5 protein-coding genes are annotated in these 14344 nt (G+C 46.6%); all 5 read left to right on the top strand.

Features of this window, described 5'->3' with window-relative positions; genetic code table 11:
- The first annotated feature begins 107 nt into the window (after positions 1-107).
- Positions 108-2597 carry a bifunctional DnaQ family exonuclease/ATP-dependent helicase gene (locus tag A3GW_RS0106980; RefSeq protein ID WP_018368568.1) on the top strand — a complete coding sequence of 830 codons (2490 nt, stop codon included), beginning with the start codon at positions 108-110 and terminating at the stop codon, positions 2595-2597.
- 15 nt (positions 2598-2612) lie between these two features.
- Positions 2613-3080 (top strand): cell wall elongation regulator TseB-like domain-containing protein, encoded by a 468-nt coding sequence (locus A3GW_RS0106975; protein ID WP_018368567.1) that lies wholly within the window; start codon positions 2613-2615, stop codon positions 3078-3080.
- Positions 3081-3093: 13 nt separating this feature from the next.
- Positions 3094-4278 carry a pyridoxal phosphate-dependent aminotransferase gene (locus A3GW_RS0106970; protein ID WP_018368566.1) on the top strand — a complete coding sequence of 395 codons (1185 nt, stop codon included), beginning with the start codon at positions 3094-3096 and terminating at the stop codon, positions 4276-4278.
- 188 nt (positions 4279-4466) lie between these two features.
- Entirely contained in the window at positions 4467-5813 is a 1347-nt protein-coding gene (asnS, locus tag A3GW_RS0106965) for an asparagine--tRNA ligase (RefSeq protein WP_018368565.1), read from the top strand.
- 330 nt (positions 5814-6143) lie between these two features.
- A partial coding sequence (locus A3GW_RS11245) for a discoidin domain-containing protein (protein ID WP_149036280.1) occupies positions 6144-14344 on the top strand: 8201 nt, incomplete at its 3' end.

Here is a 14344-nt window from a genome sequence, read left to right as displayed (position 1 = left end):
AAAATAATCGATTATCACAAGCTTTTGTTGCTGTCTTCAGGAGTGATTGTGCCTATTTGAATTGAAAGAAGGTAAATACTCTAGCTATTTTATGCTATAATTAAGTCATGAACGATAAAATTGTACCAAGTTATGCGGTCGTTGATTTGGAGGCGACGGGAACGGGTTCTACTGCCAGGATTATTCAGGTAGGTATTGTCATTATTGAAGAAGGGAAAATCGTGACAACCTACGAGACGGATGTCAATCCTCATCAGTCGCTTGATAAGTCTATTGTAGCATTGACAGGAATTACAGATGAGCAGCTGGTAGTTGCTCCGGACTTTTCTCAGGTAGCTAAGACCATCTATCACTTACTTGAAGATCGGGTTTTTGTCGCCCACAATGTTCATTTTGATGCTAATTTATTGGCTGAGCACTTATTTTTAGAGGGATTTGAATTACGAACGCCCCGTGTTGATACGGTTGATTTGGCACAGGTTTGTTTTCCGATGCTTGCAAAATATAGCCTTGAAAGCCTCAGTCAAGAGTTAGGTTTGTCTTTAGATGCCGCCCATACGGCGATTTCTGATGCTCTGGCGACTGCTCAGCTATTTTTGAACATTATAGAGGTGTTACATCGATTGCCAAGGCAAACCCTGACGAGTTTGTCAGGGCTTGCTCGTCATCTCTTGTATGAAACGGGTCAGGTGATTGAGTTAGCCCTGGCACAGGCTTCGCCTAGAACACAGCCTCATCTGTGGGCTGTAGACAACTTGCTAATCAGACAACCGATCGTGTTGCCTCAGCCTTTGCCGTTGGAAGAGGAATTTAAGGCTAATCTTAAGCGTTTGGGGCTAGAGGAGCGGTCAAAGCAATCTGACTTTGCGGCAGTGGTGTCTTCAGAATTAGCAAAGACAGCTCCTGTCTTTATACAGGGGGAGGCGGGGCTGGGAAAAACCTACGGTTATCTCTTGCCCTTGCTAGCAGCTGCTAAAGGGAGACAAATCGTTGTAGCAGTGCCTACAAAATTGTTACAAGAGCAGTTGATAACCAAGGAAGGGCAACGATTGTCGCATGTTTTTCAGACACGATTGACCAGCATAAAAAGTTCGAAACATTACCTTGATTTACAAACTTTTTCAGATAGTTTACAACAAGAAGACAGTAACCGTTTGGTTAATCTGTTCAAGATGAAACTTCTGGTTTGGTTACTTGAAACGACAACTGGAGATTTAGATGAGATTGGTCAAAAATTTGGTTTGGACGCCTATATTGACCAGCTTGGTCATTCAGGGCGCCTTAATGATTATTCTGTTTTTGCTGAGGCTGATTTTTGGCGACGTTGCCAGCAGAGTATTCAAAACAGTCAAGTTATTGTCACCAACCACGCCTTCTTGCTGTCTAATTTGCAAGCTCAGCCAGACCTCCTAAAAGACAGATTGCTGGTGGTGGATGAGGCGCAGCGATTTTTCCTCGCTATGGAAAGCAGCTCAAGGCGGCGTGTAGATGTCACAAAGGTCTTAGTAACCATTCACCAACTACTGGGACAAGAACAGGACTTGCTTCACCGGCGTCTTTTGGAAAGTCTGCAACGACAGCTAAATCGGATGGTGACGACCTATTATCAGCACAAAGGCAGTGACGTAGGGCAACAAGTGATAGAAAGTTTGCGTCAGGATTTGGCCGAATATGACCAGATACATTTGCGCGACTTAAGAGAAGTTGTGGCAGGTTATGCTGATTTTTGGCTTGAAACGAGTTATCAAACTGGGAAACGTCAGACCTTTTTGGTCGGTGCGCACCTTGATTTTTTGAACATTAGTCCTCAGCTCCTACAAGCTGCCAAGGCTTATTTCATTTCAGCGACTATTGCGATTAGCAAGCGCGTGTCCTTGCCCGATTTCTTAGGTTTGCCTAACTCCTCTGTTCATTTGTTGGACAATGGCAGAGCAGCCAATCAGCACATTTGGGTCGACACCAGTATGCCGACACTGAAACAGGATAGTGATGAGCACTATCTCGATGCCCTGATTGCGCGTTTACGGCAGTTATCAGAACTGAACTACCCTATCCTCGTCCTATTAACCTCCAAACAGATGTTGCGCATCGTTTCAGACCGATTAACCGCCATCGACTTGCCCCACCTTGCTCAAGATTTGAATGGCAATGCCAGTGCCGTCAAACGTCGATTTGACAAAGGAGAACATCCAGTGTTACTAGGTCTAGGGACATTTTGGGAGGGCTCAGATTTTGCTGATCAGGATAATCTGATTATTCTCATTCCGAAGTTACCGTTCGATAACCCTAAAGACCCATTCGTCAAGAAAATCAATACCCAGCTTAAGGAACAGGGGAAACAGCCTTTTTATGACTATGCCTTACCTCTAGCGGGTCTACGCTTAAAACAAGCACTCGGAAGAGGAACTCGCCGAGAATACCAACGCTCTGCGGTTTTAATCTTAGATAGTCGCTTGGTCACCAAGCCCTACGGTAAATCTCTATTGAACATCCTAGAGCAGCAGGCAGAGACGACCCTTGAAAAAATTGAGAAAATCCTACCCCAAATTCAAGAATTTTGCTATAATAATAAGGATAAGCCAGATAAGGCTAAATAAACAAGGAGAGGGCTAATGAGTGAACGTTGGAATTGGTTTAAAACAGTCATCACTTGGCTAGGGTTAAGCCTAGTCCTGATGCTGCTGACTGGTTTAGTATTTTTTTATCTGGCGATTTCACCACGCCTGACCGCACAACATCAGTTACAACACTTGGCAAGGGATTATGCTAAATTGACTGATGTGAGTGACGTTGCAGTGTTTAATGGCGCAGACACTTATTACAGCATAAGAGGGAAGGATGACAATGAACAGGACATTTTACTTCTCTTGTCAGCTCATCAAGAACAGCCTGATCTGATCAGTCTTGACAACCTATTGAGTCAGGAGGAGCTCCTAAAGAGAGTTGAAGAGGAGGGGCTAGTTCCTCAACGAGTAGCTGCTGGTCGCCATAACAACCGACTTGTTTGGGAGATTAAAAGTCAGGAAAAATACTATATTTTTGATGCTGAGACAGGTGAGCTAGTTACTGTCTGGGGCTAGAGAAAGGAAATGTATGACCAAGTTATCTGACCGTGTCCTGTTCATGCAAGAGAGCGTGACCTTGCAGGCAGCAGCACGTGCCAAGAGCTTAAAAGCTCAAGGGCGAGATATTTTAGAATTGACCTTGGGAGAGCCTGACTTTGTGACCCCTCGGCATATTCAGCAAGAGGCGATGGCTGCGATTGAGAAGGGTTCTGCCAGTTTTTACACCGTAGCGAGCGGTTTGCCAGCTCTAAAGGAGGCCATCAGTCGTTACTATGAGACCTACTACGGCTACTCTGTTGACCAGAATAATGTCGTGGTGGCGACGGGTGCTAAATTTATTCTCTATGCCTTTTTCATGGCGGTGATTAATGCTGGTGATGAGGTGTTGATTCCGACCCCTTACTGGGTATCTTATGCTGATCAGGTAGAGATGGCAGGAGGCAAACCTGTTTTTGTGGCAGCAAGACAAGAGCAGCACTTCAAAGTCACAGTTGACCAGCTAGAGCAAGCGAGAACGCCACAGACCAAGGTCTTGCTATTGAACTCGCCGTCTAATCCGACAGGCATGATTTACACAGCTGATGAATTGACCGCTATTGGAAATTGGGCCGTCGAACATGATATTCTGATTTTGGCTGATGACATCTATGGTCGCTTGGTCTACAATGGCGCGATATTTACCCCTATTTCCAGCCTGTCAGAAGCCATTCGTCAGCAGACCATCGTGGTCAATGGGGTGTCAAAGACCTATGCCATGACGGGTTGGCGCGTGGGCTGGGCGACAGGGCAGACAGATGTGATTGCTGCCATGAGTAAAATCATCAGCCAGACGACCTCTAATCTGACCACTGTCTCCCAGTATGCTGCCATCGAAGCGCTGACGGGTGACCAAGAACCGATTGAAGCCATGCGAGCGACGTTTGAGGAGCGGCTAAACACCATTTATCCGCTCTTGAATGAGGTGCCAGGTTTTGAAGTGGTCAAGCCAGAAGGAGCCTTCTACCTCTTTCCAGAGGTGTCAGAGGCCATGCGACTAAAAGGCTTTGATGATGTGACTGCCTTTACCACCGATATCTTGGAGCAAACAGGTGTCGCTCTGGTGACAGGAGCAGGATTTGGAGCTCCTAGTCATCTTCGCCTCAGCTATGCCACGGATATGGAGACCCTAAAAGAGGCGGTTAGACGATTGAAAGAATATATGGAAGAAATGTAACGAGCCACACCTATGACTAAATGAGTGGTGCTGCGACGTTCTCACCTAGAAATCGAATCTATTTCTAGGTGAGAACTATTGCAGAGCTTAGCCAAGTCCCCATAGGGATTGGCGTGTTGGCTCTGTCGTCCATACGACATCAGGAAGTATCAAAAAAGAAAAATCATTTTTTTAGAAAAGAGAAAATTATGACTAGAACATTAGTAACCATTAACCAAGTTAAAGACCATGTTGGTCAGGAAGTGACCATCGGTAGCTGGGTGGCCAATAAGTCAGGTAAGGGCAAGATTGCCTTTTTGCAACTGCGTGACGGGACCGCCTTTTTCCAAGGAGTTGCTTTCAAGCCAAACTTCATTGAGACATTCGGTGAAGAGGGAGGAACAGCCAAGTTTGACCTTATCAAACGCTTGAGCCAAGAAAGTTCTGTTTACGTGACGGGTATTGTCAAAGAGGATGAGCGGTCTAAATTCGGCTACGAGCTGGACATCACGGATATCGAGCTGATCGGTGATAGCCAAGACTACCCGATTACGCCAAAAGAGCACGGCACGGATTTCCTTATGGACAATCGCCACCTCTGGCTGCGTTCACGCAAGCAGGTGGCCATTCAGCAAATCCGCAATGCCATCATCTATGCGACTTATGACTTCTTTGATCAAAATGGCTTTATCAAGTTTGACAGTCCGATTTTGTCAGGGAATGCAGCGGAAGACTCAACAGAGCTTTTTGAAACGGACTATTTTGGTCAGCCAGCTTACTTGAGCCAGTCTGGTCAGCTCTACTTAGAAGCTGGTGCCATGGCACTGGGACGTGTGTTTGACTTTGGTCCTGTATTCCGTGCAGAAAAATCCAAAACCCGTCGTCACTTGACCGAGTTCTGGATGATGGATGCGGAGTATTCTTTCCTGACGCACGATGAATCTCTGGACTTGCAAGAAGCCTATGTCAAAGCCCTTATCAAAGGGGTTATCGACCGTGCACCGCAGGCTCTTGAGACCCTTGAGCGGGATGTGGACTTGCTGAAATCCTACATCGACCAGCCCTTCAAACGGGTGTCTTATGACGATGCGGTGACGCTTTTACAAGCTCACGAAAATGACGAAGATGCAGATTATGAGCACATGGAGCATGGAGATGACTTTGGTTCACCACATGAAACATGGATTTCAAACTACTTTGGGGTGCCGACCTTTATCGTCAACTACCCAGCCAGCTTCAAGGCCTTCTACATGAAGCCAGTTCCAGGAAATCCTGAGCGCGTGCTCTGTGCCGACCTTTTGGCGCCAGAAGGCTATGGGGAAATCATCGGGGGTTCTATGCGTGAGGACGACTACGAGGCGCTGGTTGCTAAGATGGATGCTCTCGGCATGGACAAGTCAGAGTACGAGTTCTACCTTGACCTTCGCAAGTACGGCTCAGTGCCGCACGGCGGTTTTGGAATTGGTATCGAGCGAATGGTCACCTTTGTCGCAGGAACCAAGCACATCCGCGAAGCCATTCCATTCCCACGGATGTTACACCGAATCAAGCCATAGGAAAATCGGTGAAGCATGGGTGCGACACCATTCTCAGGAAACAAAGCCTTTCTTGAGAATGGCTAAGGAGTGGCATCGGATTGGGGATCTATAATCACGGTGAACAGTAAACATGCAGAGACGGCAAGAACATTTAAAATATCTGATTAAACCTGTTTTAAAAGTTATTAAAATAGTAGTGTTAAGACTGAAGAGAATGCAAGATGGATTTTCTTCAGTTTTTTTGTATTTAATTTACTTATTTTTACTAATTTTTACTGATAAACACTTGACTTGTGATAAGAAAGCGAATACAATATAAATGATGATATAACAAACAGGAGGCTTTTGATGATTCAGAAGAAAAAACTCAGAAAATCTAAGGGCAAGTGGATTGTTGTCCTGTATTCGGCCTTGGCCTTGGGAGCAGCAGCTGGGCATGAGACTGTTTTAGCTGAAGGTCCTGCACCGCAACCACCTGCAAGTGGAGAAACTGGAGGGACAGCGATGCCGTCAGAAACACCTGGAGCGTCAGCAGTGGCGACATCGTCAGGAACGGAAACATCTCCAGAAACAGCTCAGCCATTGGCACCAGGAGAAACAGCAATCATGGCTAGCTCTAGTGCGGCTACCACCGCTCTATCTACCCCTAATGTCAACCATTTTCAAGGGGCGACTGCTCAAGCAAATGACGTGGAAGTTGCTCAGTTTGGTGCAGATAAAGCGGTTGATGGTCAGGCTAATACCCGCTGGGCAACTAATCAGAATGTGTCGACCCCAACCTTGACCTTGTCGTTGCCTCAAACAACTCACATCGAGCGAGTACAGCTGGACTGGGAAAATCGTCAAGTCAATAATGCTTCTGATGCCAACGTTAAGGGCTGGCGCTTGTCTTATGCGACGGAAGCGACTCCTGACAACTGGCAAGTAGCCCATGAGCGGACAGGGTCACCTGTAGTGACGGAAGAAATCAACCTAGCTCAAGGCATTGATGCCAAAAATATTAAGCTAGAAGTTACGGACTATGTGGCTGGTGCTTTGAATTGGCGTAATATCGGTCTTGTAGAATTCCGTGGTTTTTCAAATAAAATTGTCAAAGAGCCTAATGTCAACCACGTAACTGGTGGCACTGCAATAGCTTCTAACGTGGAAGCTGGTCAGCCATTTACTGCGGATAAGGCGATTGATGGTCAAGATGGTACCCGTTGGGCGACAGATCGTAATCCACAAAATCCAAGCTTGACAGTCACTCTACCAAATGATACCCACATTGAGCGTGTTGAAATTGATTGGGATAAGCGGGCAAATAGTCGCCTTAACATCACATCTGATCCTAATATTCGTTCTTGGCGTCTGTCTTATGCGACGAGCGACCCTACCAATGCCACAGAGGAAACTCGTCAGTGGCAAGTAGCTTATGAGCGTCCATCTGGTACGCCTCGTGCTGAGGAAATTATTAACCTAAATGCCCCAGTAACAGCCAAGTACCTAAAACTGGAAGTCTTGGAATCTGTGGCAGGTCAGCTCAGATGGAACAATGTTGGTGTTCGTGAACTTCGTGCCTATTCGAACCCATCAACGCAGGCCCAACCGACCAATCTCAATCAGATCGAGAGCCTGAGTCTTAATGCTGATAAGACCCAGCTGGTCTTGCCAGAGCTGACAGGAGTAGAGTTAATTGGTAGCGACAAGCAAGGGGTGATTGATCTAACTGGTCGTGTTTACCAGCCCTTGACTAATCAAACCGTTAAGGTCATGCTCAAACAAACCTTAGGAACTGCTGTTGCGACTAAGGAATTTGAGGTAGCAGTGACTGGTCGATACGCTGATGAAGGCGTTGGCACAAAACCAGCAGTTGTTCCCGTTGTCCAGCAGTGGCACGGGGTAGAGGGGACCAGCACGATTACAGCTGATACTGTGATTGTTGCTGATGATAGCAACTTTGGTAGAGCTGCTGAGCTCTACCGCGAGGACTTGCTAAGCCGTGGCTTAACCTTGTCAACAGGCAATAGCACAGCTGCTCAGCGGATCGAGTTCAAAAAAGTTAGCGACAAAGGCTATGGTCAAGAGGGCTATGGCATCACAATTAATAACGGTGTCATCACCATCGAGGCAGACCATCACACAGGAGCTTTCTATGCTACCCGTACGCTTTTGCAATTAGGCGAGAGCAATCTGCAAAATGGTGAAATCCGCGACTTCCCAAGTTTCAGTCACCGTGGCTTCCTCCTAGATACAGGTCGTAAGTTTGTGCCGTTTAACACCGTCGTTGAGATGATGAAAAACATGGCCTACTACAAGATGAATGACCTGCAATTGCACCTCAACGACAACTATATTTTCCTCAAGGAGCATATCAAGGATAAACATCTGACTCCAGAGCAAGAGCTGGACTACGTACTCAATAACGCTAGCACAGGTTTCCGCGCTGAGATTGATGTGGTTGGTGAAAATGGAGTTCGCCTAACGTCAAAAGACCATTATACGAAAGACGAACTCAGAACCTTGGTTCGTCTGGCTGGTGATTTAGGCATTAACCTTGTGCCAGAGATTGACACGCCAGGTCACGCCTTGTCCTTTGTCAAAGTCCGTCCAGACCTCATGTATAAGGGGACATCTCTCCATCGTGGCAAACATAATGTTGAGCGCGTTGCGATGTTAGATTTGGGAGAAAAATATGACGAAACACTTGCTTTTGTCAAATCTGTCTACCAAAAACTCTACTTCGATGAGGATGCACCGCTCAAGGATGTTACAACTGTTCATATCGGAACGGATGAATATTATGGTGAGGGGGCTCACTACCGTCGCTACTTGGCAGACATGCTTCAATATGTCAAGGAAAAAGGCAAAACACCACGTTTCTGGGGGTCACTATCCTTTATGTCAGGTGACCAAGCCATTGATGGTCGTGGAACGGAGCTTCAAGTCTGGAACGTTGGCTGGCACCATCCAAATCTTGCTCTGTCTATGGGAGCTAAGGTGATCAACATCACCGACAATCCAACCTATAGTGTACCGAGCGGTAGTGGTTCTGTCGGTGGTTACGGTGACTATGCTGGTTATACGACTCAGTATGACCGCTGGACACCGAATGACTTCCGCACAGGTGGCGGTCCTGCCTATCCTGCCTCTCACCCTCAAATTATCGGTGGCGGTCATGCGGTTTGGAACGACAACATTGACCTGCATGAGACAGGTATTACTTCTTATGATGTCTTTAAACGTTTCTTTGTGACCATGGGTGTTACTGCTGAGAAAACATGGGGTTCCCCGCGTTTAGCGACGGCATTTGCCAACCGACAAACCCTGCCTCAAGACCGTGTTTATGCCCCTGGAACCAATCCAGAGTTCCGCTCTGCGATTGACCATGCGACAATAACAAAAGAGAGTTTAGCTGACCTTCAAGGCGAAGGTGTTACAGCAGGTGCAGATGGGCTGGTCTTTGCAAACAACCGTTCTTATCTGGAAACGGGATTAGGTCAAGTTGGACCTGATGTTGTGTTGACCTTGGAGGTGACCCCAACTGGTGAAGGTCCTCAAGGCATTTTAACTGATGGTCGAAATGCCATCTTCCTCTCAGACCAAGACGGTAAGCTGGCCTACATTAACGAGCATCTCCATATCCAATTTGACAAGACCTTGGAAGCAGGGCGCCGCTACAAAGTGACCTTTGTCACCAAGGAACTCAAAACAGATGTTTATGTTGATGATGTTAAGATTGCCCGTCTACCACAGGCGGCTCATCCAAATCTAGCTCACACAACCTTTGTTCTCCCATTAAATTATGTCGCTGGCTTCAAGGGAACGCTTCATCGCCTCGACTTGACCCACGAGCCTTATGTGAGTCCATTGGTTGTTAGCCCTTCGGAAATAGCAGAGCTGACTACTAATAGTCAGGATACCGAGCATGGTGGACAGATTGATAAAGCCTTTGATGGAAATCCAAGCACCTTTTGGCATAGCCATTGGACAAATAAACAGCAACATTACACTGTTGATATTGCTCTGAAACAGCCAACTGCACTGCAAAGTTTGACCTACCTCCCACGCCAGTCTGGGACAAATGGGCATATCCGTCGCTATGAAGTCTACGCTAAGGTAGAAGGGCAGTTGACCAAGATTGCTGAAGGTCAGTGGGCAAATGATGCCACTGAAAAAGTAGCTAATTTCACACCGCTGACGACTAACCATGTTCAGTTGAAAATTTTAGAAGGAACAGGTGGCTTTGCTAGTGCTGCAGAACTGACCCTAAACAAAGTCCCAACTCAACCGGGAGAAACTGCTTCTCCTGATGCTACCGATGAACAGCCAGACAATGGGGTAAGTCCAGATGCACCAAAACCTGCTAGTCCAATCGTGAAACAGCTGAACAACCTGCAAACAGCAAGTGCTACAGGAAATAAGATTGTCTTAGAGGATGATGTTAAGGACTATCTGAAAACAGCAGAAGAAGGAACCATTTATGTGGAATATCGTGTGCCACAAAATGCTCCAGCATTCTATAGTATTTTTAACGCCACCAGCGGCAGCAATCAAAACCAGTACACTGTTTTGTACGCTAAAAACGGTCAAATCGGTGCAGAAATTCGCCCAAGCGCTACCATTGACCTAAATGCAGGAACTGAACGTGTGAAAAATGGGGAGTGGCATGCAGTAGCGATGACCTATGGAAAAAATCCAGAAAATGGTCAAAACACAGTAAAACTTTATGTCAATGGCGTGCTATCACAGTCTAAAGACATTGAGCCAGATGTGTTCAAGGCAATCACAAACTTAACTCACGCTCAACTAGGTGCTGCCCAGCGCGTGAACGGTCCAGTTTGGGGAGTTGCTGGCATGGATATCAGGAACTTCACCCTCTATAATAAGGCTCTGACAGCTGAAGAGGTTGTTGAACGTTCAGAAGCCTTTATCCGTGTACCTTACGACTTACCAGCCAATCCAGGCGAGGTAGCGACAGCTAAGGTTGCCGTCTTTGAGAGCGGTCGAAATGGCCAGAAGAACAGAGATGGCGTGCACGCCTTCCGTATTCCAGCCTTGCTGAAGACGCTTGATGGCACACTGATTGCTGCTACTGACCAGCGCCATACGACATCAGGTGACTGGGGAGATATTGCAACGAGCATCAAACGAAGCACAGACAATGGTGCCACTTGGGGAGATACCATTAAGATTGTTGATTTGAAAAATAATCCAAATCCAGCCAATCCTAATTTTAACCCAATGACCATTGACCCAGGCTTGGTACAAGACCCAACGACAAAACGTATCTTTGCCCTCTATGATATGTTCCCAGAAATGCAAGGTGCTTTTGGGTTATCCAATCGTCGTCCAGCCTCATACACAAGAGTTGGAGAACAATCTTATCTGAACCTCTATAAGGAGGGAGAAACAGCTGCTTATACCATTCGTGAAAACGGTGTGGTGTACACACCAGATGGTGAGGCAACAGACTACCGTGTTAATGTTAATGACGATAGCCAACACTATGCTAACTTAGGGGATATTTATCAAGGAAATACTCTAATCGGTAATGTTTATTATCAGACCAACTCAAGCTCACCGTTTAAGGTTGCTCCAAGTATGCATATCTGGATGTCTTACAGTGATGATGATGGGGTAACTTGGTCACGACCAAAAGACTTAACAGCCCGTCTCAAGAAAAACAAAGAGTACATGAACTTTATGGGCATCGGTCCAGGGACAGGTGTCGTCTTGCACACAGGAGAGCACAAGGGACGTCTGGTTATCCCAGCTTATGCCACCAACTTTATTGGCAATTCTGCCATTAACAATTCACAGTCATCAATGGTCTTCTACTCAGATGACCACGGCGAAACTTGGCATTCTGGAGAGTCAGTCAATGATAATCGTAGACTTGCTGATGGTACGGTTCTGAATTTGCGAGATATGAATAATCGTATCGAACAAATGACAGAAGCAACGGTATTGCAACTGAATAATGGTCACCTCAAAATGTTCATGCGCAATCTTAAAAGTAAGGTGCACATGGCGACTAGTTTGGATGGCGGAGCAACGTGGCAAAATGACCTTGAAACCTTGATTGATGTTCCGGACGTTTATGTTCAGCTATCTGCTGTTCGTGTAGAGCGTGATGGTAAGGAATATGTGGTGCTTGCCAATGCCAACGGCCCAGGTCGTACCAACGGTCATGTGCGTCTGGCGGAAGTCACAGAAAATGGTCAGTTGAACTGGATTAACCATCGTTTGATTCAAGATGGTAGCTTTGCCTATAACTCTCTGCAATACTTGGGCAGCGATGAGTTTGGCTTGCTCTACGAACATAGTGAAGGCGGTCAGAACGATTATACACAGTATTATCGCAAGTTCAACTGGACATTCCTGACCAGCCCTGAACCAAAATTGCCAGATAACAACGTGACATCTGTTGTGTTTGAGGACGATACGACTGCTTTGATTAGTTTTGACTATTCTGTTCTACCAACCAATCGTCCAGAATTATTGCTTTCAAACGGTAACCGTGCAACCTTCATTGACCAGCGAAGCGGCAATACCTTGGCCTACCGCATTCAGCCAACGGATAAAGGGAAGCTAATTTTAGAAGTGGTCAATGGTGATATTAGTAATATCAATGGGCATCGTGTCAATGTTGTGACAACACTTGATGACACGAATCGCAATCAACTAAGTAAGATTGATAACAAGTTGCTTGCAATCACAGCAGGTCGAGCAGAAGCATGGCAACCAGGTGCTGAGCCAGATAAACTACTTGATGGCAACAAGGCAACTGTTGCTGAGCTTAAGTGGGACATGTCATCCAACTATGTTAACGGCGCTTATCCAGAAGCTTGGCGGTTACCACAGACAGTGACAATCACCGTTAAAAACGGTCAGCCACTTGACCTTCACGGGTTATTGATCAGTAAGCGTATTAACAATAACGGTACGTTGACCAAGTACCAAGTTGAAGCTTTCCGAGGTGATGAGACTGTCTATAGCTCTGGTGAACTTCTTGTACCGTATGAACAGGCGGAGGTCAGCCACGGATTTGGAGAAGCAGGAGTTAAAGCAGATCGTGTGGTGTTGACGCTGCTAGAAGCCAAGCAAACAGCTGGAGGACCAGCAACACCAACCATGCTAACCTTACGTGAATTAGCATTATTTGGTTCACAGATAAGTGCTGAAAGTGATACAACAGATACCGACAGCAACACCGGCGGCGACCAAGATGGTAACACGAATACCAACGCAGGCGAATACACCGGTGCAGACCAAGAAGATAACACCAGTTCAGACCATGGTGATTCAGATTCAGGTAATCAATCAGACGAAACAGGTCAAAATCCAGGCACACCAGGTGATTCAGCTGATAACAACCCAACTTCAGGTGATGACCAAGATAATGGTGGTAGCCAAGGCAGCTCAGATTCTGAAGACCAGTCAGATGATGAAAATTCTGACCAAAGTGGTGATACCGGCGCAGACCAAGAAGGTAACACCAGCTCGGACCCAGGAGATTCAGATTCTGGCAATCCGTCAGGTGATGCAGGTCAAAATCCAGGCACACCAGGCGATTCAACTGATTCAAACACAACCCCAGGTGGTGACCAAGATAATGCAGGTAGCCAAGATGGCTCAAATACTGATGACCAGCCAGATGACGGAAGTTCCGACCAAAATGGCAACGTAGGTGCCGATGGAAGTGGTAACACCGGTACTGACCAAGGTAACTCAGATTCAGATGACCAGTCCGATGATGAAAGTTCCGACCAAGGTGGCGATACTGGCGCCGATCAAGGCAGTTCAGATTCTAATAGTCAGCCAGGCGATGTAGATACTGACGAAGGTGGTAACACCGATACCAATGAAGGTGGCAACACTGACGTAAATCAGGGCGATTCAGATTCTGACAATCAATCAGGTAATCCAGGTCAAAATCCAGGCACACCAGGCGATGACCAGAATAATGGTGGCAGCCAAGGCGATAACACTGATACCAACGCAGGTGATACTGCGGACGCTGACCAAGGTCATTCAGATTCTAATAGTCAGCCAGGCGATGTAGATACTGACGAAGGCGGTAACACCGAGACCAACGAGGGTGACACTTCAGGTACTGACCAAGGCGATTCAACTGATACCAACCAAATTCCAGGTGATGACCAGAATAATGGTGATGGGCAAGATGACTCAAATTCTGATGACAAGCCAGATGACGGAAGTTCTGACCAAGGAGGCAACACTGATACTAACGCAGGCGGTAACATCGGTGCCGATGCAGGTGTCAACACAACCAAACCTGACACCACACAACCACCGCGTCAAATTACTGACGTCAACCCTCAAACTGACTCAGGTATCATCGCGGAGGTTCAATCAGCGGATGACAANGTGGCAGGTTTGAGAGTGGTCTTTCACAAAGAAACCAATAACCCTGAAACGCCAGCTATCCTCAAGGGCACCGACTACGACCTCTTTGACATCGAGCTGGTCGACAAGGATGGTAATGTCACCAAGCCAACTGCTCCGGTTGACGTTTACCTGCCGATTGATGACGGCAAAGATGT

Source organism: Streptococcus entericus DSM 14446 (assembly GCF_000380025.1).
Taxonomy (GTDB): domain Bacteria; phylum Bacillota; class Bacilli; order Lactobacillales; family Streptococcaceae; genus Streptococcus; species Streptococcus entericus.
Note: the sequence above shows the minus strand (reverse complement) of the source record. Positions and strands in the feature narration are given on the sequence as shown.